Origin of the sequence: Lentzea sp. HUAS TT2, assembly GCF_051853195.1 — a bacterium.
Taxonomy (GTDB): Bacteria; Actinomycetota; Actinomycetes; order Mycobacteriales; family Pseudonocardiaceae; genus Lentzea.
This window is the reverse complement of sequence record NZ_CP196667.1, coordinates 1-20,184: the sequence shown is the minus strand read 5'-3', so window position 1 is coordinate 20,184 and position 20,184 is coordinate 1. Positions and strand designations below refer to the sequence as shown.

Sequence of the window (20,184 nt, the reverse complement as noted above, 5' to 3'; positions counted from 1 at the left end):
CCACCAGGAGAACGGCAAGTCATGGCCACCCTTGAGATCAAGGACCTGCACGTCTCGGTCGTCAGCGAGGACGCTCCCAAGGAGATCCTCAAGGGCGTCGACCTGACGATCAAGGCCGGCGAGACGCACGCCATCATGGGCCCCAACGGCTCCGGCAAGTCCACGCTGTCCTACGCGATCGCCGGGCACCCGAAGTACACGATCACCTCGGGCACCGTCACGCTCGACGGTGAGGACGTCCTCGAGATGTCCGTCGACGAGCGCGCCCGCGCGGGCCTCTTCCTCGCCATGCAGTACCCGGTCGAGGTCCCCGGCGTCTCGATGTCGAACTTCCTGCGCACCGCCGCCACCGCCGTCCGCGGCGAGGCCCCTGCCCTTCGCCACTGGGTGAAGGAGGTCAAGGGCGCGATGGCGGACCTCGACATCGACCCGGCGTTCGCCGAGCGTTCGGTGAACGAGGGCTTCTCCGGTGGTGAGAAGAAGCGCCACGAGATCCTGCAGCTGGGCCTGCTCCAGCCGAAGATCGCGATCCTCGACGAGACCGACTCCGGTCTGGACGTCGACGCCCTGCGCGTCGTGTCCGAGGGCGTCAACCGCTACAAGGCCTCCGGTGAGGTCGGCGTCATGCTGATCACGCACTACACCCGGATCCTCAAGTACATCCAGCCGGACTTCGTGCACGTCTTCGCGAACGGCCGGATCGTCGAGTCCGGTGGCCGCGAGCTGGCCGACGTGCTCGAGTCCGAGGGTTACGTGAAGTACACCGGAAAGACGGAAGCTGCCGCAATTTCCTAACGTTGCAGGTGTTGAGAGGAGGCGCTGTGACCACCACCGCAGCACCACTGGACGTAGCCGCCCTCAGGGCGGACTTCCCGATCCTGTCTCGCACCGTTCGTGACGGGAAGCGCCTGGTCTACCTGGACTCCGGCGCCACCTCGCAACGCCCGACGCAGGTTCTGGACGCTGAGAAAGCGTTTTTGCAGCAGCACAACGCCGCTGTGCACCGCGGTGCACACCAGCTGGCAGAGGAAGCGACCGACGCGTACGAGGGTGCGCGTCAGCGCATCGCGGACTTCGTCGGCGCCGACTTCGGCGAGCTGGTGTTCACCAAGAACGCCACCGAGGGCTTCAACCTCGTGGCGTACGCGATGGGCAACGCCGCGACCTCGGGTCCCGAGGCCGCGCGCTTCGTCGTGGGTCCCGGCGACGAGATCGTCGTGACCGAGATGGAGCACCACGCGAACCTCGTTCCGTGGCAGCAGCTCGCGTCCCGCACCGGCGCGACGCTGAAGTGGTTCAAGCTGACCCCGGACGGCCGTCTCGACCTGTCCGATGTGGACAGCGTGATCACCCCGCGCACCAAGGTCGTGGCGTTCACGCACCAGTCGAACGTGACCGGCGTGATCAACCCGGTCTCGGTGCTCGTCGCGGCCGCGCAGAAGGTCGGCGCGCTGACGGTGCTGGACGCGTGCCAGTCCGTTCCGCACAGCCCGGTGAACTTCCGGAAGCTGGGCGTGGACTTCGCGTCGTTCTCGGGCCACAAGATGCTCGGCCCGTCCGGCATCGGTGTCCTCTACGGACGTCGCGAGCTGCTGGAGGCGTTGCCCCCCTTCATCACCGGCGGCTCGATGATCGAGCTGGTGAAGATGGAGGGCTCGACGTTCGCCCCGCCGCCGCAGCGCTTCGAGGCCGGTTCGCCGATGACGTCCCAGGCCGTCGGCCTGGGTGCCGCGGTGGACTACCTGAGCGTCGTCGGCATGGAGCGGATCAACGCCCACGAGCACGCGCTGACCGTGGCCGCGCTCGAGGGGCTCTCGGGCGTCAAGGGCGTCCGCCTGATCGGCCCGCAGGACGCGGTCGACCGTGGCGGCGCCGTGCCGTTCGAGATCGAGGGCGTCCACCCGCACGACGCCGGCCAGGTGCTCGACAGCCTGGGCATCGCCGTCCGCGTGGGCCACCACTGCGCGTGGCCGCTGCACCGCTGCCTGAACGCCCAGTCGTCGGTGCGCGCGACGTTCTACCTGTACAACACGATGGACGAGGTCGACGCACTGGTCGACGGGGTCCGCGAGGCGCAGAAGTTCTTCGGGGTGGCCTGATGCAGCTCCAGCAGATGTACCAGGAGATCATCCTGGACCACTACAAGAACCCGCACGGCCGAGGCCTGCGCGACCCGTACGACGCGGAGTCGTTCCAGGTCAACCCGACCTGCGGCGACGAGGTGACGCTCAGGGTCCACCTCGTCGACGACGTGGTGAAGGACGTCTCCTACGACGGCCAGGGCTGCTCGATCAGCCAGGCCTCGACGTCGGTGCTGACCGACCTCGTCGTGGGCAAGCCGGTGGGCGAGGCGTTCAAGAAGATGGACGCGTTCGTCGAGCTGATGCAGAGCCGCGGCCAGATCGAGCCCGACGAGGACGTCCTGGAAGACGGCATCGCCTTCGCCGGAGTCTCGAAGTACCCGGCGCGCGTGAAGTGCGCGCTGCTGGGCTGGATGGCCTTCAAAGACGCAGTAGCACGAAGCCAGGGAGCAGCATGAGCACCGAAGAAGTCGTCCGGGGAGCCGAAGGCATGCCGGTCTTCGAGCCCAAAGCTGACGTCGCCGCGCTCGACGACCTCGAAGAGGCGATGCGCGACGTCGTGGACCCGGAGCTCGGCATCAACGTCGTCGACCTCGGGCTCGTCTACGACATCCACGTCGACGAGAAGAACGTCGCCACCATCGACATGACGCTCACGTCCGCGGCCTGCCCGCTGACCGACGTCATCGAGGACCAGACCCGCGCCGCCCTCACCGGTGGCACGGGCGGCGGCCTCGTGTCGGACTTCCGCATCAACTGGGTGTGGATGCCGCCGTGGGGCCCGGAGAAGATCACCGACGACGGCCGCGAGCAGCTGCGCGCGCTCGGCTTCACCGTCTGATCCCAGTTCGCTCGAACGGCGCGCGTCCTGCGGGGTGCGCGCCGTTCGTCGTTCAGAGCAGGTCGAGGAACGCCGCCGCCAGCGGGCCGTTCATGGACGTCCTGCGTGCCTCGGCGACGCTCACGAGCGAGGAACGCAGCTCGTGTCCGTCGGTGTCGGTCCAGTCGGACCCGCCGGCGCGTTCGGTCGCGGTGCCCTGGAAGACGACCTGGAGGAAGTCCGGATAGGGGTAGAGGTAGTCAGGACGCCTCGGGGCGAGGTGTTCGAAGTGCAGCCACCCCAGCGGACGCAGGCTTTCGCGGTCGAGCAGCCACCCGGTCTCCTCGTGCACCTCGCGCGTCGCGGTGTCCTCGTGCGTCTCGCCGGGTTCCCGTTGGCCACCGGGCAGGACGTGGCCGCCGTCGACGTTCTCGCAGAAGACGACCAGTTCGCCGACCCGCACCACGCACCGGATCGACGTGACCAGCTCGTCGGGCAGGTCGGCCGGACCGGCATGGGCGCCGGCCAGCAACGGCATCGCGCCGTCCAGCCAGACCACCTCGTCGGTGGCGGCAGGTGTGTGCACGGCCAACAACCTCGCCATGTCCGGATGACGCACCCCGAATCCAGGCCTGGTACCCCTCATGAACACCATCGAAACAGAAACCCAGCATCTGGAACACCGCGAGAAGTTCGAATAAATGCGTTGCGGGCGCTCTCGGCGTTCGCTTAGCTTGGTCCCATCACGAACGACAGAGATCAACCGGAGGAAGACATGCTTGCCAACGCACAGCTCGCGGGATGGCGAATTCTCGCCCTCATCGCCGGCGGTCTGCTGGCGGTGGCGTGGGGCTCCACGCCATGACCTGATCCCCAGGTCATGACCTCGGAGCCGCCCACGGGAAACCTGGGCGGTTTTCTTTTTGTCCTGCCCCGATACCGATGAGCTTGGGAAGCGGAACGGATTCCAAACCCGTTGCCCGAGGGTTCGACTCCTTCCATCGGTGCTGCTCGAAAACAATGCGGTCGTGGTGAACTCGGCGGACACGTCGGTCTTCCAAACCGAAGAAGAGGGTTCGATGCCCTCCGACCGCTCGTTCCACTGCGGATCTGGTCCAACTGGCAGAGGCACATGGTTGAGGGCCATGACAGTCGGGGTTCGACTCCCCGGATCCGCACGCCCCGGTAGCCCAACGGAAGAGGCAACGCGCTCAGAACGCGTCCAGTGCAGGTTCGAATCCTGCCCGCGGCACCGCACAACCGAATAGGGGGGACGCGCCGGCGCGCAGGTGATCCTTGCAAGATCGCCCTGGAGGGTTCGACACCCTCGTCTTCCACTCCGTCCCGTAGCTCAGTCCGGTGAGAGCGTCCGTCTGATACGCGGTAGGTCCCAGGTTCAAATCCTGGCGGGACGACCACACGATAAATTGGACCCACGACCGACGGGAGTGGGTAGGGGTGGCACGTCTTCACGTCGGCTGCGCGATGTGGAACCACAAAGCGTGGCCAGGACGGTTCCTGCCACAACCCTTGCCACCTAAGGAACGTCTGCGGGCATACGCGGGCTGGTGCAACGCGGTCGAGGGCAACACCACCTTCTACGCGACCCCTGCCAGGACCACCGTGGAAACGTGGGCGCAGCAGACCGATCCCGGTTTCCGGTTCGTGGTGAAACTGCCGAAGGTCGTCACGCACGAGCGCAGGTTCGCCGGGGTCGAGGTGGAGATGCGGGCGTTCCTGGACGCGATCGAACCCCTCGGCGAACGGGCCGTGCTGTGGACGCAGCTGCCCGCGTCGTTCGGCCCGCAGGACGTCGAGGCGCTCGGCCGGTTCCTGCGCAGGCTGCCCGCCACGCTCCGGCGCACGGTGGAGGTGCGTCACCTCGACTTCTTCACCGACGCTCGTTCAGCCGAAATGCTCGAAGCAACGCTCGACGACGCGCGCGCCGAGTGGATGACGTTCGACACCGAGGTCCTCTTCCAGAGCCCGCCGACCAGCGAAGGCGAGGCGGAGGCGTGGGCCAAGAAGCCGAGGATGCCGCGGCGGACGCGTGCGCTGACCGATCGGCCGGTCGTCCGCTACCTGGGCCGGGACTCCGTCGAGGAGACGGTCGAGGGATGGCAGCCGTGGGCCGAGGTGGTCGCGAACTGGCTCGGCGAGGGCCTCTCGCCGAGCTTCTTCGTGCACACCCCCAACAACGACGACGCACCCGAGCTGGCCCGCCGCTTCCACGACGACGTGCGCGCGCTCGTTCCCGGACTCGATCCGCTGCCCGAGCCGGAGCCCGTCGAGCCCGCGACCCTGTTCTGAACCGTGGACCACGCCAGCAGGGCGATCTCCGCGGCGGGCGCTCTCTTCTTCGACGACGCCGGACGCCTTCTGCTCGTCGAGCCGACCTACAAGCCGCACTGGGAGATCCCGGGCGGGGTGATCGAGCACGGCGAGACCCCGAGCGAGGCCTGTCGCCGTGAGATCGAGGAGGAACTGGGCCTGGTCAAGGAACCCGGCAGGCTGCTCGTGGTCGACTGGGCACCGCAGGGCGACCAGGACCGCGTCCTGTTCGTGTTCGAGGGCGGCCTGCTCACCACCGCCGACGAGATCCGCCTGCAGGCCGAGGAACTGAGGTCCTACGAGTTCGTGCCCCCGGACGAGGCAGGCAGGCGCCTGATCCCCAGGCTCGCCCGCAGGGTCGCGGAAGCGTTGCGAGCAAGGGAATCAGGCGAGACCCGCTACCTGGAGCACGGCAGGCCTCAGGCGTAGACCCGTTCCACGAACGACGCCAGCTGGTCCTCCGGCAGGTGCCGGGCCAGGTCCGCCTCCGACACCATCCCGACCAGCCGGTGCTCCTCGATCACCGGCACCCGCCGGATCTGGTTGTCCTCCATGGTCCGCAGCACCTGCGCCACCGAGTCCGAGGCGTCGACCCAGTGGACGTGGCACCCGAACTCGCTGACCTTGGTCGCGGCCAGGTCCAGGCCGCCGGCCACGGCCCTGATCACGATGTCGCGGTCGGTGATGATGCCGTGCAGCCGGTCGTCCTTGCCGCAGATGGGCAGGGATCCGACGTCGAGGTCCCGCATCATGCGGGCGGCCTCGACGAGGTTCGCGTCCTCGTCCACGCACTGCACTCCGGGGTGCATGATGTCGCGCGCTGTCGTCACAACCTCCTCCTTCCGGCCTTTTCCACCAGCATCCGCGCGTCCGGACCACCCTGCCGAGTACTCCGCTGAACGGCCCAAGCGGTGCTACTCTCCGTATGCCTAGGGTTACGCAGTTGCTATCTCCGGGGGCCGCGATGGGGCTGTTAGCGCAACTGACCGACGATCCCTGGGGTGGCCTTTCACCGTCCGTGTACGAGACGGGCAGGCTCGTCGCACTGGCCCCGTGGCTGCGGGGCCACGACGCCAGGGTCCGCTACCTCCTCGGCAGCCAGCACGCCGACGGCACGTGGGGCGGTCCTGGCGAGTACGCGCTGGTCCCGACGCTGAGCGCGGTCGACGCATTGGGTACGCACCCGGCGGCCCGCAGAGGTCTCGACGCGCTGCGCAAGCTGCTCAGCCGTCCGCTGAAGCTGCCCGACACGGTCGCCGTCGAGCTCATCGTGCCCGCGCTCGCCGAACGACTCGGCCTGCGCACGCCGTTCGACCCCCGCCCGTTGCACGCGCTGCGCCGGAGCCCGTTGCCGGACAAGCTCTGGCACACCCTGGAGATCTTCGGCCCCCGTCCCGAGGTCGTCGCGGCCGGCGGCATCGTCGCCGCGAGCCCGGCAGCGACTGCCGTTCAGGGCACGGGCCTCGACTACCTGGAGGCCGTCCAGCAACGGTATGGCGGCCCCGTTCCCGCCGGCGTCCCCGTCCCGTTGTTCGAACGGTCCTGGATCATCGTCGCCCTCGGCTCCGCCGGGCTGGACGTCCCCGATGCGCGGCCCTCCCTGATCAGGGCGGCGTTCTCGCATGAGGGAGCGGCAGGCGGGCCAGGGCTCCCGGCCGATGCCGACGACACGGCGACCGCGCTGAACGCCCTCGCGTTGTGCGACGGCCCCGGTCCGATCAGCACCCTCGACCGTTACCGGGAAGCCCGCCACTTCGCCTGCTTCCCTGGCGAGCGCACGCCGTCGACCAGCACGAACGCCCACGCGCTGCAGGCCCTCGGCCACGACCGGGAGCTGGAGGAGTGGTTGCGGGACATGCAGGAACCGGCAGGCAACTGGCTCGACAAGTGGCACGCCTCGCCCTACTACGCCACCGCGTGCGCCGTGAACGCCTTGCGGGGCAACGAAAAGGCCGTCGACTGGGTGCTCGGCACACAGCACGCGGACGGTTCGTGGGGCCGTTGGGAAGGCACCTACGAGGAGACCGCCTACGCCATCCGCGTCCTGTCTTGGACAACACGCGATGTCACGACGGCTGTGAGGCGTGGTGTGAAGTTCCTGCAGGAGTGGGGAGACCGTGCGCACCCGCCGCTCTGGCACGACAAAGACCTTTACACCCCAACGAGAATCGTGCAGGCGGAAGGCATGGCGGCGCTGCACCTCGCCTGCGCGGTGTGCCGATGAACCGGACGGAGCTGCGGTTCGCACTGCGGATGATCCCGTTCCTCGACTCGGTGGAGGACTTCGAGGACGGCATGGTGCGCTTGCGGGACCGGCGCTGGCTGGTCTGGCACCCGGACGTCATGGCGGCGCTGTTCCGCAACGACCGCGACCTGCGCCATCCGCCGAGCCGCACGCTGAGCCCGTTGCTGGGCAATCGTTCCGTGCTGTGGCTCGACGGCGCCGAGCACACCGCGTACCGCCGCACGCTCGCCCCGATGCTGCGCGGCGCCCGGTACCGGACGCTGATCGAGGAGATGGTCGACCGCTCGATCGCGGAACTACCGGCCGGCCCGACCAGCGTCCTGATGTGGACCAGGAGGCTCACCCTCAGGATCATCGGCCGGGTCGTCTTCGGCGTGGACGACGACGAGCTGCTGACCGCGTTCACCCGCTGGCTCGACCGCCGCCTCGGCAGCCGCGTCCGCACCCTCGCGCACCGCTACCTCACCCCCGGCGCCACCAGGTCGGATCCGCAGCTCGACGCGATGTTGTTGCACCGCGCGCGAACCGCCGAACCTCCGGCGCTCGCCGCGCACCTGCCACCGGAGGACCTCCGCGACCAGGTCGTCTCACTCCTGTTCGCGGGCCACGAGACCACCGCGAGCGCCACCGCCTGGACGTTGTACTGGATCAGCCGGACGCCGGAACCGACCGCCGACCTCGACGCCACGATCATGGAGTCGCTCCGGCTGTCCCCGCCCGCCACGCTGGCCGGCAACCGGATGAGCGACGAGGGCATGGTGATCACCCCGAGCATCTACCTCGCGCACCGCCGGGCAGCGACCTACGAGAACCCGCACGCGTTCGACCCGGCACGCGGGCAACCACCGCCCGGCGCGTTCTTCCCGTTCGGCGGGGGAGTGCGGCACTGCCCAGGCAAGGACCTGGCCCTGCTGGAGATCCGCCTGATCGTCACGGCGCTGCTGCGGCACAAGCACGTCCGGCTCAGCTCGCCATCCTGCACACCCCAGCTGCGGGGCGCCGCGATGGCGCCGCCGCCGAGCCTCGCGATGGTGGCCGCTTGCCGGCGTTGACCTACCTCCACCGCCTGGAACACCCCTTCGGCACGCACTACGCGTGCGCCGCGGCCTGGGGTGCCTGCTACGCGACGAGATTCGACCTCGCCGTGGTGATCGCGGTGCTCGCGAACTTCGTCGCGATCATCTCCGGCAACCCGCTCAACGCCTACGCCGACGTCCGCAACGACATCCACACCGCGGACAAACGTCATCTGGCCCAGGCGGTGCAGGAGATCGGCGCGCGGAAGGTCCTCGCGCTGGCGATCTTCGAGATGATCTTCGCGCTCGCGCTGGCGATCGCCGTCTCGTGGCAGGTGGCGGCCGGCGTCGGGCTGATCCTCGTGCTGTACCTGGCGTACAACCTCGAACCGATCAGGTTGAAACGGCGCGGTTATTCCGGTCCGGTGGTGCTCGCGATCGCCGCCGGGCTGCTGCCGAGCGTGACGGCCTACTCGGCGGCCGGGGGACAGGCGGACCCCGCGGTGTGGCTGGTGTTCTCCGGTGCCGCGGCGCTGGCGACGGGCCGGGCGCTGTGGTGGGCCGTCCCCGATCGCACCGGCGACGCCCGCGTCGGGTCGCGCACCCCGGCCGTCCTGTACGGCACCCGGCACGCCGTCAACGCGACCACGCAGCTGACCGTGGGCGGGTTGCTGCTGGTCGGCGGCGGGCTGTGGTTCCGGTTCGGGCCGTTCTGGGCGGCCGTCGGTGTGGTCGCGTGCTCGCTGTTCCTGCTCGCACGGGATCTGCCGTCAGCGCGCCAGCAGTTGCGGTACGGCATGACGCTGGCCGTCGTGTCGACGGTGGTGCTGGCCGCGATCCCGTTGCTGGCCTAGAGCTTGCGCGCGAGTCCGCCGCATCCCTGGAAGTTCTCCGGGTTGCGGTCCTGGACGTCCGCGAGATCCGGTTCCCACAACGGGATCGGCACCACACCGGGTTCCAGGACCTCCATGCCGTCGAAGAACTGCACGACCTGCTCCGGGTACCGGAACGCGAACACCGGCAGCGGCTGATCCCCGTACATGGCACCGAAGAGCTGCACCGCGGCCAGCATGAACGGGTCGCGGCACGTGTGCGAGAGCCCGAGATAACTGCCGGGCGCCAGCGCGTTCAGGTACTTGGCCAGGACCTTGTGCGGTTCGGCGTCGTCCGTGACGAAGTGCAGCACGTCGAGCGCCAGCACCGCGACCGGCTGCGACAGGTCCAGCGTCGAGCGGACCTCCCGCGACTCCAGCACCTTCTCCGGTTCGCAGAGGTCCGCGCACAGGTATTCCACCCGCGGCTGATCCGCGACGATCGCCCTGCCCTCGGCCGCCACCGCCGGGTCGATCTCCACGTACACCACGTTCGCGTCCGGGGCGACGAGGTGCACGTTGTCCGCGGTGGGCAGGCCGGAGCCGAGGTCGAGGAACTGCCGCACGCCGAGCGCGGTCAGCCGCCGGACGACCCTGCCCAGGAACGAGCGGTGCGTGCGGCACAGGTACGGCAGGTGCGGTGCCGCGGACACGAGATGCGCCGCCAGTTCCTGGTCGGCCTCGGTGTTGCAGGTGCCGCCGAGCCAGTAGTCCCTGACCCGCGCGGTGTTGGGCAGCTCCGGACCGTTCACTCCCGGTGCCCAGATGGGGGTGGCCACGGGGATTAAGTACCGGATCGCGGCTTGGAGGCGCGCCAAGCAGACCCGAGATTTACCCGATCGTGTGAACGATCAGATCGGCGAAGTCTGGGCGACCAGGAATCCCACCACGTCGTCCAGCCTGCCGCGGCGCGCGAACGCCCTGCGCTGCCGCACCGCACCCGTGCCGTCGAGCAGCAACCGGTCGATCCCGGTGGCCACCATCTCGTAGTCGCCGCTGAGCTCCAGCGCCGGCCGGATCCACCGCAGCAACGACGCGACGATCGACGACGCGGGCGTGGGCGTGCCGGTCACCGGGTCGATGCCGAAGCCCTCCAGACCGTCGCGCGCGGCACGCCACATCGCGACCTTCAGCAGATGCGGCGGCAGCTTCACCGGCGCCGCACCGGAACTCAGTGCGGTGGCGGCGATCCCGCGCACCAGGGCGGCCATCAGCACCGCCTCCTCCACCGTCGGCGCGACGTCGGAGACCCGCAGCTCGAGCGTGGGGTGGTGGGCGGAGAGCCGGATGTCCCAGTAGAGCATCCCCGCGTCCATCGCCGCGCCGCTCGCGACGATCTCGTCCCGTGCCGTGAAGTACTCGGGCGCGGAGTCGAAGTGCGGCGGCGCACCCGAAGTGGGCCAACGGTTCCAGACCACGTACCGCCAGCTCGCGTACCCCGTGTCGCTGTCGAGCCAGTACGGCGAGTTCGCGCCCAGCGCCAGGATCGTCGGCAGCCACGGCCGCAGGTGGTTGCTCACGAAGATCTTCGACTCGTCGTCCGGCAGGCCGATGTGCACGTGACAGCCGCAGATCGCGAGATCGTTGGTGAGCGCTCCCATCTCCTGCGCCATCCGGTGATAACGCGGGGAGTTCGTCAGCGGCGTCGGCATCGTGAGGCCCAGCACCGGTGTCCCGGTCGCCGCCAGCCTCGCGTCGTGCCGCGCGGCCCGTTCGATCAACGCCCGCCGTGCCACGGCCAGCTGCTCGCGCAGCACACCCATGTCCGTGCAGATGCCGCTGGCCGATTCCACCTGGTACTGCGCGATTTCCGGCTGCAGATCCACCTCGAACCGGTCGGCGCCGGCGAGGACTTCCTTGGCACGGTTGGCCAAATGGCCGGTGGAGGCTTCGACGAGAACGAACTCTTCTTCCACCCCAACGGTGAGGATGCCGTCCGGGCTCGTGCGCTGCGCTGGTACCGATTGAGTTCTGCTGCCGACGTGCACGCCGAACCTCCAGTGCGCTGAGTAGCACTCTCGATGCTATGAGTGATCAGAGCGCCGCACAGGAGGCGTTTGGTTGTACTTGTTAACTCACCGCGCGTTGCGCGACACCACGCAGCACGTCACGTCGTTCGGTCCCCGGCCGGCCCATGACCCAGCTGGACCCGGCGAGCGACTTCGCGTGCTCCTTCACTGGCGCCAGCAACCGCGACACCTCGCGATACGACCCCACCGATCCGGGGGCACAGATAAGGGTCGCAAGAGAGAGGGTCACGTGTCGTCCCTCTGCCGTGTATGGCTTGTCGAGCAAACGCGCACTCAGCGGCACCGTCTCGTCGAGCCCGGCGAGGAGGAGGAAGTCGTCGCCACCGACGTGCCCGACCTGCACGCCGGGGAACGTGTGCGCGAGGTCCGCCAGGTCGTGCCCGATCTCGCGGATCAGGTCGTCGCCCGCCGCGAAGCCGACCGTGTCGTTGACCAGCTTGAAGCTGTCGACGTCCAGCCAGGAGATCGCGAAGATCTCACCGGCCTCGATGCGCCGGTCCACTTCCCTCGCCACCGCGTCACTGCCGGGGAGTCGCGTCAACGGGCTCAGCGCCGCCGCCTGTTCCACCTTGAGCTCGGCGACACCGCGCACGACGTCGGCCACGCGCACGACACCCATGCACCGCTCGTTGTGGTCCACGACGATGAGGTCGTCGTTGGTGCGCTCACGGTTCGCACCCGCCACCACGTCCAGCAGTTCGAGCGCCGACGACTCGGTGCCGATGACGTGCGGCTTGTCCGCGAGCCGTGCGGCCTCACGCTTGGCGTGCAGGGCGTGCCCGTACGGACCGGTGACCGCGAGCAGGAACCGGTTGCGGTCCACCGACCACTTCGGGCGCCCCTCCTCGTCCACGAGGACGACACCCGTGACCGAAGGCTGTGAGGCGAGAACCTCACGCACCTCCTCGCTGGTCGCGTTCTCGGGCAGCGTCGTCGCCGGGTGCAGGAAAGCCGTGATCCGGGGACCTGTGTTGCTGCGCCGGATCTCGCCGGTCTCCGTGACCGCCTCGGGCGCGATGCGGGCGTTCACCGCAGGTCTTCGCTGCGGGGGAGCGAGGAAACGACCCTGCGCGTACCCCACCCCCAGCTTGCGCAGGTACGTGAGTTCCGCCTCGGTCTCCACACCCTCGGCCACGACCTGGCCGCCCGTGTACTCGCCGAGGTGCACCAACGATTTCACCAGCGCACCCCGCGCGGCGTCGTCGGGCAGCGTGCGGACGATCTCGCGGTCGAGCTTGATGTAGTCAGGAGAGGCACTGGTCAGCAGGCCGAGCGGCACGTCGCCCTCGCCCACGCAGTCGAGCGCGATGCGGAAACCGTTGTTCCGCAGCGTTTGCATGCCACGGGCGAGGCGCGCGCGATTGGCGCGTGAGTACGGTTCGCCGATCTCGATGACGATGCTGTCCGGTGCACGTCCCGCGTCCCGCAGAGCGCCGTATAGAGGGCTCATGACCTCGGGCTTGTCCGCGACCGTGATCGCGAGCAGGTTCACGTGCAGGGGCAGCATCAGGTCGAAGTCGGCCGCGGAACGAACGGCGCGGCAGGCGAGTCCGACGTCGGCGTTGGTCAGCAGGCCGGCCTGGAAGGCGGCCTGGAGCAGATCCTGCACGCTGCCGTCGTGCGGCCGGGCCAGAGCCTCGATCGCGACGACGCCCCCGGTGTTCAGGTTGAACAGCGGCTGGAAGGCGAACCTGACGTCATCCAGCAAGGCGGGCACGCCTTCGATCGTGCCGGTGCGAACGACGCGCACCAAGTGGGTTCACCAGCTGTTCATGAGGTTGGCGACGATTTGCCACGCCGGGGATGCGCACGGTGACACGGCGTTCACGCTGGGAGTTTGCTAGCGGAGTTTCCACCTGAGGTGGGCTGGCGCGGCCCGGAACAGGGCGGCCATGGCCCGCACTGTTCCGCTGACGTCCTCGCGGCCGGACAGGTAGGCGCGCTGCAGTTCCGGGTCGAGCTGGAAGAACAGCTCGAAGAAGTCCCGGGTCTCCTCGCCGTCGAGGCGGAGGAGGGCTTTGAGGCCGTGGTTGCGCATGGCGTGCACGACGCGGGCCTTGGTGGGCCAGATGACGTGCTTCGGGTCCTCGTTCGCCTTGATCGCTTGCGCGACCTGCGGGGCGAGGTGCAGTGAGGTGGCGACGCTGTAGCCCGTCGCCGGGTGGGTGAAGCCGGCCGCCGCTCCGAACGCTTGTGCGGCCCTGGGGGCGTCGAGGGGGAAGCGGACGCGTTCTTCTTCCTCGCTCGGGCTGAGGCGGGCGTGCAAGCGTTCGCGGAGTTCGTCGAGCGGCATACCGGGGCTGCGCGCCAGACAGGTCTCTTCGACGAGGACGCGGTTGTTGCCCAGAGGGACCGTGTAGAGGAACGTGTCGCCGTTGCCACGCCAGTCCATCAACGTCGTCTCGGTGCTGTCCGACTCGATGACCGTGCCTACGGCCGTTTGTTCGGCACGGCCCTTGCGTGCACCTGTGGCGTTGAACGTGTGGCGCGCTGGTTCTGGCCGTCGGAGGACTTCGACGGTGTCCGGCAGTTCGTGGAGCTTGGCGTTGTCCAGAACGACGTAGGTGCGCTGGATCAGGTGCTCCTCGCGCGCGTAGGCGCGAACAGTCGTGCTCGTGGCGCTGGTCGGGGTGTTCGGCGGGAGCTCGTCGGCCCACGCGCCGTACGTCGCCGTCCAGGGGCGGTGCGGGTGTCGGTCGACGATCGCCGTGTGGAGACCTTCCTGTGCGCACGCGCGAGCGAGCGCACGGCCGGCCGGACCTCCACCAATCACCACCACGTCGAACGTCACGAGGTCCATGATTGACCCTGTGGCCAAGACCTACCGACAACACCTCGTACGTCGTGTCGGCAACATCGTCATCAGTCGCGCTGTCTCTCTCGGCATCGCGCCCTCCTACTACGTGCTGCTGACCATTCGTGGCCGGCGCAGCGGTGCGGAGCGGACGATTCCCATTCGCCTGATGGAGCACGACGGCCAGGAGTGGCTCGTCGCGCCGTACGGCGTGCGCGACTGGGTGCACAACGCACGGGCAGCCGGTTCGGCGGTCCTGCGAAGGGGACGTAGGTCACGTCAAGTCGTTTTGAACGAGGTTTCCGCGGCCGTCGCGGCACCCGTGCTGGCCGCTTATGTGCGCAAGGAGCCCGTGACTAGGCCTTTCTTCGACGCACGGGTCGGGGACCCCGTCTCGGCGTTCGAGGCGGAGGCTGCCGCGCATCCGGTGTTCGCGGTGACGAACGCGCAGGTCAACGGCGGTTCGAGCGCTTAGGTGACCCCCCGATTTGGAGATCGAAAGTGCCCCGTGTAATGTTCTCCAAGTCAGAGCGACACGGGCCGGGAAACAAGCCGGAACGGGCCTGACAAAAAGCCGGAAGACAAAAGCCTCTGAGAGGCCGATTTGACACCGGCTCGCAACACCAAATAAGCTTCAAACACAGCCCCGGAAGTAAGTCAGCGAAAAGCTGATGTGACTGCGGTGAGCGCGTGTTCTTTGAGAACTCAACAGCGTGCCGAAACACAGCCAGTAATATATGAATTACCTCCTCGTCGAGGTAGTTCCTTTGAGGCAAGACTAGATTGATGCCAGACATATTCCGTCTGGAGCGATCAAACACAATCCTTATTGGAGAGTTTGATCCTGGCTCAGGACGAACGCTGGCGGCGTGCTTAACACATGCAAGTCGAGCGGTAAGGCCCTTCGGGGTACACGAGCGGCGAACGGGTGAGTAACACGTGGGTAACCTGCCCTGTACTCTGGGATAAGCCTTGGAAACGAGGTCTAATACCGGATACGACCACTGATCGCATGATCGGTGGTGGAAAGTTCCGGCGGTATGGGATGGACCCGCGGCCTATCAGCTTGTTGGTGGGGTAATGGCCTACCAAGGCGACGACGGGTAGCCGGCCTGAGAGGGTGACCGGCCACACTGGGACTGAGACACGGCCCAGACTCCTACGGGAGGCAGCAGTGGGGAATATTGCACAATGGGCGAAAGCCTGATGCAGCGACGCCGCGTGAGGGATGACGGCCTTCGGGTTGTAAACCTCTTTCAGCAGGGACGAAGCGCAAGTGACGGTACCTGCAGAAGAAGCACCGGCTAACTACGTGCCAGCAGCCGCGGTAATACGTAGGGTGCGAGCGTTGTCCGGAATTATTGGGCGTAAAGAGCTCGTAGGCGGTTTGTCGCGTCGGCCGTGAAAACTTGGGGCTTAACTCCAAGCTTGCGGTCGATACGGGCAGACTTGAGTTCGGCAGGGGAGACTGGAATTCCTGGTGTAGCGGTGAAATGCGCAGATATCAGGAGGAACACCGGTGGCGAAGGCGGGTCTCTGGGCCGACACTGACGCTGAGGAGCGAAAGCGTGGGGAGCGAACAGGATTAGATACCCTGGTAGTCCACGCCGTAAACGGTGGGTGCTAGGTGTGGGGGGCTTCCACGCCCTCTGTGCCGCAGCTAACGCATTAAGCACCCCGCCTGGGGAGTACGGCCGCAAGGCTAAAACTCAAAGGAATTGACGGGGGCCCGCACAAGCGGCGGAGCATGTGGATTAATTCGATGCAACGCGAAGAACCTTACCTGGGCTTGACATGGACTAGAAAGCTCTAGAGATAGAGCCTCCCTTGTGGCTGGTTCACAGGTGGTGCATGGCTGTCGTCAGCTCGTGTCGTGAGATGTTGGGTTAAGTCCCGCAACGAGCGCAACCCTCGTTCCATGTTGCCAGCACGTAATGGTGGGGACTCATGGGAGACTGCCGGGGTCAACTCGGAGGAAGGTGGGGATGACGTCAAGTCATCATGCCCCTTATGTCCAGGGCTTCACACATGCTACAATGGCCGGTACAAAGGGCTGCTAAGCCGTGAGGTGGAGCGAATCCCATAAAGCCGGTCTCAGTTCGGATCGGGGTCTGCAACTCGACCCCGTGAAGTCGGAGTCGCTAGTAATCGCAGATCAGCAACGCTGCGGTGAATACGTTCCCGGGCCTTGTACACACCGCCCGTCACGTCACGAAAGTCGGTAACACCCGAAGCCCGTGGCTCAACCCGCAAGGGGGAGAGCGGTCGAAGGTGGGACTGGCGATTGGGACGAAGTCGTAACAAGGTAGCCGTACCGGAAGGTGCGGCTGGATCACCTCCTTTCTAAGGAGCATCTACTGCCGATCTTGGGCAAACGTTCCGAGCGGTAGTCAGAACTCGCACCCGTTCAGCGGGGCGAGGCTCATTAGTGGATGCTGGCTGGCTAGACGTTCGGTTGTCACGACAGTGAGTACTGCTCTTCGGAGCGTGGAAAGGTGTCGCGAGGGCTGGATGAACAGATCGGTACGCTGTTGGGTCCTGAGAGAACACGCTTTGTGTCTTTCAGTGATCGGCCATCAGACGCGGATGAACCACCTGGCATTGGTCAGGCCGGCGTTCGCAGTAGAGCTGGTGGGTCTGATTGTTCTTTGAGAACTGCACAGTGGATGCGAGCATCTTTGTAGCAAGTTAGTAAGGGCATACGGTGGATGTCTTGGCACCAGGAGCCGATGAAGGACGTAGGAGACTGCGAAAAGTCTAGGGGAGCTGTCAACCGAGCTGAGATCCTAGAATTTCCGAATGGGGAAACCCGGACCCAGTCATGTGGGTTCACCCATACCTGAACACATAGGGTATGTGGAGGGAACGCGGGGAAGTGAAACATCTCAGTACCCGCAGGAAGAGAAAACAACCGTGATTCCGTGAGTAGTGGCGAGCGAAAGCGGAAGAGGCTAAACCGCGTCTGTGTGATACCCGGCAGGGGTTGCATTCGCGGGGTCGTGGGACCTCTTGGCTAGTTCTGCCGAGCTAGCGAACAGTCAGAAAACATTGTGGTTAGAGGAACGTGTCTGGAAAGCACGAGCGTAGAGGGTGAAACTCCCGTACTCGAAAACTCGATGTCTGTTTAGAGTGTTCCCAAGTAGCAGCGTACTCGTGAAATTCGCTGTGAATCTGGCGGGACCACCCGCTAAGCCTAAATACTCCCTGGTGACCGATAGCGGACTAGTACCGTGAGGGAAAGATGAAAAGTACCCCGGGAGGGGAGTGAAATAGTACCTGAAACCGTGTGCCTACAATCCGTCGGAGCCTTTAGGGGTGACGGCGTGCCTTTTGAAGAATGAGCCTGCGAGTTAGTGCTACGTGGCGAGGTTAACCCGTGTGGGGTAGCCGTAGCGAAAGCGAGTCTGAATAGGGCGCTTGAGTCGCGTGGTCTAGACCCGAAGCGGTGTGATCTAGCCATGGCCAGGGTGAAGCGCGGGTAAGACCGCGTGGAGGCCCGAACCCACCAGGGTTGAAAACCTGGGGGATGAGCTGTGGTTAGGGGTGAAAGGCCAATCAAACACCGTGATAGCTGGTTCTCCCCGAAATGCATTTAGGTGCAGCGTCGTGTGTTTCACCTCGGGGGTAGAGCACTGGATGGTCTAGGGGGCCCACAAGCTTACCGAAATCAACCAAACTCCGAATACCGAGGTGTGAGAGCGCGGCAGTGAGACTGCGGGGGATAAGCTTCGTAGTCGAGAGGGAAACAGCCCAGAACGCCAGCTAAGGTCCCTAAGTGTGTGCTAAGTGGGAAAGGATGTGGGGTCGCACAGACAGCCAGGAGGTTGGCTTAGAAGCAGCCACCCTTTAAAGAGTGCGTAATAGCTCACTGGTCAAGTGGTCCTGCGCCGACAATGTAGCGGGGCTTAAGCACACCACCGAAGCTGTGTCATTTCGAGTTTACTCGGGATGGGTAGGGGAGCGTCGTGTAGCGGTTGAAGCGGCGGAGTAATCCAGCCGTGGACGCTATGCGAGTGAGAATGCAGGCATGAGTAGCGAAAGACGAGTGAGAAACTCGTCCGCCGGATGACCAAGGGTTCCTGGGCCAGGCTAATCCGCCCAGGGTAAGTCGGGACCTAAGGCGAGGCCGACAGGCGTAGTCGATGGACAACGGGTTGATATTCCCGTACCCGTGTGAACGCGCCCATGATGAACCTTGTGATACTAACCGCCCAAAGCACCTGCGAAACTCCTTCGGGAGTTAGCGGAATGTGGAGCGCGGGACCTGAACTTGTAGTAGTCAAGCGATGGGGTGACGCAGGAGGGTAGCTCCGCCAGTGAGTGGTAGTACTGGTGCAAGCGTGTAGGCCGAACTGTAGGCAAATCCGCAGTTCATATAGGCTGAGACGTGATGCGTAGCCGATTGAGGCGAAGTAGAGTGATCCCATGCTGCCGAGAAAAGCCTCTAGCGAGCTTTCACGCGGCCCGTACCCCAAACCGACACAGGTGGTCAGGTAGAGAATACCAAGGCGATCGGGCGAACTGTGGTTAAGGAACTCGGCAAAATGCCCCCGTAACTTCGGGAGAAGGGGGGCCGTAGCGCTTGAAGCCTCTTGCAGGCTAGGGCGAGACGGCCGCAGAGACCAGCGAGAAGCGACTGTTTACTAAAAACACAGGTCCATGCGAAGTCGCAAGACGATGTATATGGACTGACGCCTGCCCGGTGCTGGAACGTTAAGGGGACCGGTTAGTCCGCAAGGGCGAAGCTGAGAACTTAAGCGCCAGTAAACGGCGGTGGTAACTATAACCATCCTAAGGTAGCGAAATTCCTTGTCGGGTAAGTTCCGACCTGCACGAATGGCGTAACGACTTCTCGACTGTCTCAACCGCAGGCCCGGCGAAATTGCATTACGAGTAAAGATGCTCGTTACGCGCGGCAGGACGGAAAGACCCCGGGACCTTTACTATAGCTTGGTATTGGTGTTCGATTCGGCTTGTGTAGGATAGGTGGGAGACTGTGAAGCGGCCACGCCAGTGGTTGTGGAGTCATCGTTGAAATACCACTCTGGTCGTATTGGATGTCTAACCTCGGTCCGTGATCCGGATCAGGGACAGTGCCTGGTGGGTAGTTTAACTGGGGCGGTTGCCTCCCAAAGAGTAACGGAGGCGCTCAAAGGTTCCCTCAGCCTGGTTGGCAATCAGGTGTTGAGTGCAAGTGCACAAGGGAGCTTGACTGTGAGACTGACGGGTCGAGCAGGGACGAAAGTCGGAACTAGTGATCCGGCCATGGCTTGTGGAAGCGTGGTCGCTCAACGGATAAAAGGTACCCCGGGGATAACAGGCTGATCTTCCCCAAGAGTCCATATCGACGGGATGGTTTGGCACCTCGATGTCGGCTCGTCGCATCCTGGGGCTGGAGTAGGTCCCAAGGGTTGGGCTGTTCGCCCATTAAAGCGGTACGCGAGCTGGGTTTAGAACGTCGTGAGACAGTTCGGTCCCTATCCGCCGCGCGCGTAGGATACTTGAGGAAGGCTGTCCCTAGTACGAGAGGACCGGGACGGACGGACCGCTGGTGTGCCAGTTGTTCTGCCAAGAGCATTGCTGGTTGGCTACGTTCGGAAGGGATAACCGCTGAAGGCATCTAAGCGGGAAGCTCGTTCCAAGATGAGGTATCCCACTCTTCGTGAGTTAAGGCCCCCAGCTAGACCACTGGGTTGATAGGCCAGAGGTGGAAGACCGGTAACGGTTGGAGCTGACTGGTACTAATAGGCCGAGGACTTGTTACAAAGACGCTACGCATCCACTGTGCGGTTCTGGAAGAACAACCAGAACCGATCGAAGCCCCCGGCAGGGTCACATCCTGTTGGTTCGGGGTTTCTGGTTGATATCTCCATAGTGTTTCGGTGGTCATAGCGTTGGGGAAACACCCGGTCCCATTCCGAACCCGGTAGTTAAGCCCTTCTGCGCCGATGGTACTGCACTGGTTACGGTGTGGGAGAGTAGGTCGCCGCCGAAC

At 65.4% G+C, this 20,184-nt stretch carries 16 protein-coding genes, 5 tRNA genes and 3 rRNA genes; 18 read left to right on the top strand and 6 right to left on the bottom strand.

Annotated elements, in window-relative coordinates:
* Window positions 1-21: 21 nt before the first annotated feature.
* Genes sufC through ACSHWB_RS00105 form a run of 4 tightly spaced genes read left to right on the top strand, consistent with a single transcriptional unit; the run spans window position 22 to window position 2,922 of the window.
* Window positions 22-795, top strand: a complete 774-nt coding sequence (gene sufC, locus ACSHWB_RS00120) for a Fe-S cluster assembly ATPase SufC (RefSeq protein WP_439660036.1) — start codon at window positions 22-24, stop codon at window positions 793-795.
* Between the two features lie 26 nt (window positions 796-821).
* Window positions 822-2,099 carry a cysteine desulfurase gene (locus ACSHWB_RS00115; RefSeq protein ID WP_439660035.1) on the top strand — a complete coding sequence of 426 codons (1,278 nt, stop codon included), beginning with the start codon at window positions 822-824 and terminating at the stop codon, window positions 2,097-2,099.
* On the top strand, window positions 2,099-2,539 hold the full coding sequence (sufU, locus tag ACSHWB_RS00110) for a Fe-S cluster assembly sulfur transfer protein SufU (RefSeq protein ID WP_439660034.1): 441 nt from the start codon (window positions 2,099-2,101) through the stop codon (window positions 2,537-2,539). The genes ACSHWB_RS00115 and sufU overlap by 1 nt, the downstream gene beginning before the upstream one ends.
* Window positions 2,536-2,922: a metal-sulfur cluster assembly factor gene (locus tag ACSHWB_RS00105; RefSeq protein ID WP_189156015.1), complete on the top strand. Its 387-nt coding sequence runs from the start codon at window positions 2,536-2,538 to the stop codon at window positions 2,920-2,922. Before sufU ends, ACSHWB_RS00105 begins: the two co-directional genes overlap by 4 nt.
* Before the next feature lie 52 nt (window positions 2,923-2,974).
* Here the strand turns inward: ACSHWB_RS00105 and ACSHWB_RS00100 are convergent, their stop codons facing one another.
* The gene (locus tag ACSHWB_RS00100; RefSeq protein ID WP_439660033.1) at window positions 2,975-3,505 is read right to left on the bottom strand and encodes an NUDIX domain-containing protein; all 531 of its coding nucleotides are present in this window, start codon (window positions 3,503-3,505) and stop codon (window positions 2,975-2,977) included.
* A 334-nt stretch (window positions 3,506-3,839) separates the two neighbouring features.
* Here ACSHWB_RS00100 and ACSHWB_RS00095 point away from each other — a divergent pair.
* The 7 genes from ACSHWB_RS00095 to ACSHWB_RS00065 all read left to right on the top strand — a co-directional run bounded on the left by ACSHWB_RS00095 (window position 3,840) and on the right by ACSHWB_RS00065 (window position 5,661).
* Window positions 3,840-3,908: transfer RNA gene (locus ACSHWB_RS00095), tRNA-Trp, on the top strand.
* A 15-nt stretch (window positions 3,909-3,923) separates the two neighbouring features.
* Window positions 3,924-3,996 (top strand) — tRNA-Gly (locus ACSHWB_RS00090).
* Between the two features lie 9 nt (window positions 3,997-4,005).
* A tRNA-Leu gene (locus ACSHWB_RS00085) sits at window positions 4,006-4,079 on the top strand.
* 1 nt (window position 4,080) lies between these two features.
* Window positions 4,081-4,153 (top strand) — tRNA-Leu (locus tag ACSHWB_RS00080).
* An 88-nt stretch (window positions 4,154-4,241) separates the two neighbouring features.
* Window positions 4,242-4,319 (top strand) — tRNA-Ile (locus ACSHWB_RS00075).
* A gap of 67 nt (window positions 4,320-4,386) precedes the next feature.
* Window positions 4,387-5,211: a DUF72 domain-containing protein gene (locus ACSHWB_RS00070; RefSeq protein WP_439664485.1), complete on the top strand. Its 825-nt coding sequence runs from the start codon at window positions 4,387-4,389 to the stop codon at window positions 5,209-5,211.
* A 3-nt stretch (window positions 5,212-5,214) separates the two neighbouring features.
* Entirely contained in the window at window positions 5,215-5,661 is a 447-nt protein-coding gene (locus ACSHWB_RS00065) for an NUDIX domain-containing protein (RefSeq protein ID WP_439660032.1), read from the top strand.
* On the opposite strand, the gene ACSHWB_RS00060 is transcribed toward ACSHWB_RS00065, so the two are convergent.
* Window positions 5,652-6,062 carry a CBS domain-containing protein gene (locus ACSHWB_RS00060; RefSeq protein WP_439660031.1) on the bottom strand — a complete coding sequence of 137 codons (411 nt, stop codon included), beginning with the start codon at window positions 6,060-6,062 and terminating at the stop codon, window positions 5,652-5,654. The two genes, ACSHWB_RS00065 and ACSHWB_RS00060, sit on opposite strands and share 10 nt — an antisense overlap.
* A 188-nt stretch (window positions 6,063-6,250) precedes the next feature.
* Here ACSHWB_RS00060 and ACSHWB_RS00055 point away from each other — a divergent pair, with 188 nt between their 5' ends.
* The 3 genes from ACSHWB_RS00055 to ACSHWB_RS00045 are packed head-to-tail and all read left to right on the top strand — an operon-like array spanning window position 6,251 to window position 9,347.
* On the top strand, window positions 6,251-7,456 hold the full coding sequence (locus ACSHWB_RS00055; RefSeq protein ID WP_439660030.1) for a hypothetical protein: 1,206 nt from the start codon (window positions 6,251-6,253) through the stop codon (window positions 7,454-7,456).
* On the top strand, window positions 7,453-8,529 hold the full coding sequence (locus ACSHWB_RS00050) for a cytochrome P450 (protein ID WP_439660029.1): 1,077 nt from the start codon (window positions 7,453-7,455) through the stop codon (window positions 8,527-8,529). Before ACSHWB_RS00055 ends, ACSHWB_RS00050 begins: the two co-directional genes overlap by 4 nt.
* The gene (locus ACSHWB_RS00045) at window positions 8,517-9,347 is read left to right on the top strand and encodes a UbiA prenyltransferase family protein (RefSeq protein ID WP_439660028.1); all 831 of its coding nucleotides are present in this window, start codon (window positions 8,517-8,519) and stop codon (window positions 9,345-9,347) included. The genes ACSHWB_RS00050 and ACSHWB_RS00045 overlap by 13 nt, the downstream gene beginning before the upstream one ends.
* On the opposite strand, the gene ACSHWB_RS00040 is transcribed toward ACSHWB_RS00045, so the two are convergent.
* The 4 genes from ACSHWB_RS00040 to ACSHWB_RS00025 all read right to left on the bottom strand — a co-directional run bounded on the left by ACSHWB_RS00040 (window position 9,344) and on the right by ACSHWB_RS00025 (window position 14,186).
* On the bottom strand, window positions 9,344-10,144 hold the full coding sequence (locus tag ACSHWB_RS00040) for an SAM-dependent methyltransferase (protein ID WP_439660027.1): 801 nt from the start codon (window positions 10,142-10,144) through the stop codon (window positions 9,344-9,346). The two genes, ACSHWB_RS00045 and ACSHWB_RS00040, sit on opposite strands and share 4 nt — an antisense overlap.
* Window positions 10,145-10,216: 72 nt before the next feature.
* Window positions 10,217-11,281 (bottom strand): carboxylate-amine ligase, encoded by a 1,065-nt coding sequence (locus tag ACSHWB_RS00035; RefSeq protein WP_439660026.1) that lies wholly within the window; start codon window positions 11,279-11,281, stop codon window positions 10,217-10,219.
* 154 nt (window positions 11,282-11,435) lie between these two features.
* Window positions 11,436-13,112 carry a GGDEF domain-containing protein gene (locus ACSHWB_RS00030; protein WP_439660025.1) on the bottom strand — a complete coding sequence of 559 codons (1,677 nt, stop codon included), beginning with the start codon at window positions 13,110-13,112 and terminating at the stop codon, window positions 11,436-11,438.
* A 123-nt stretch (window positions 13,113-13,235) separates the two neighbouring features.
* Window positions 13,236-14,186, bottom strand: a complete 951-nt coding sequence (locus ACSHWB_RS00025; RefSeq protein ID WP_439660024.1) for a lycopene cyclase family protein — start codon at window positions 14,184-14,186, stop codon at window positions 13,236-13,238.
* 19 nt (window positions 14,187-14,205) lie between these two features.
* On the opposite strand from ACSHWB_RS00025, the gene ACSHWB_RS00020 reads away from it, so the two are divergent.
* The 4 genes from ACSHWB_RS00020 (at window position 14,206) to rrf (ending at window position 20,184) form a co-directional block, all read left to right on the top strand.
* Window positions 14,206-14,664, top strand: a complete 459-nt coding sequence (locus ACSHWB_RS00020; RefSeq protein ID WP_439660023.1) for a nitroreductase family deazaflavin-dependent oxidoreductase — start codon at window positions 14,206-14,208, stop codon at window positions 14,662-14,664.
* A 351-nt stretch (window positions 14,665-15,015) separates the two neighbouring features.
* A 16S ribosomal RNA gene (locus ACSHWB_RS00015) occupies window positions 15,016-16,532 on the top strand.
* Between the two features lie 338 nt (window positions 16,533-16,870).
* Window positions 16,871-19,954, top strand: a 23S ribosomal RNA gene (locus ACSHWB_RS00010).
* Window positions 19,955-20,067: 113 nt separating this feature from the next.
* A 5S ribosomal RNA gene (gene rrf, locus ACSHWB_RS00005) occupies window positions 20,068-20,184 on the top strand.
* Together the 16S, 23S and 5S rRNA genes form the textbook arrangement of a ribosomal RNA operon.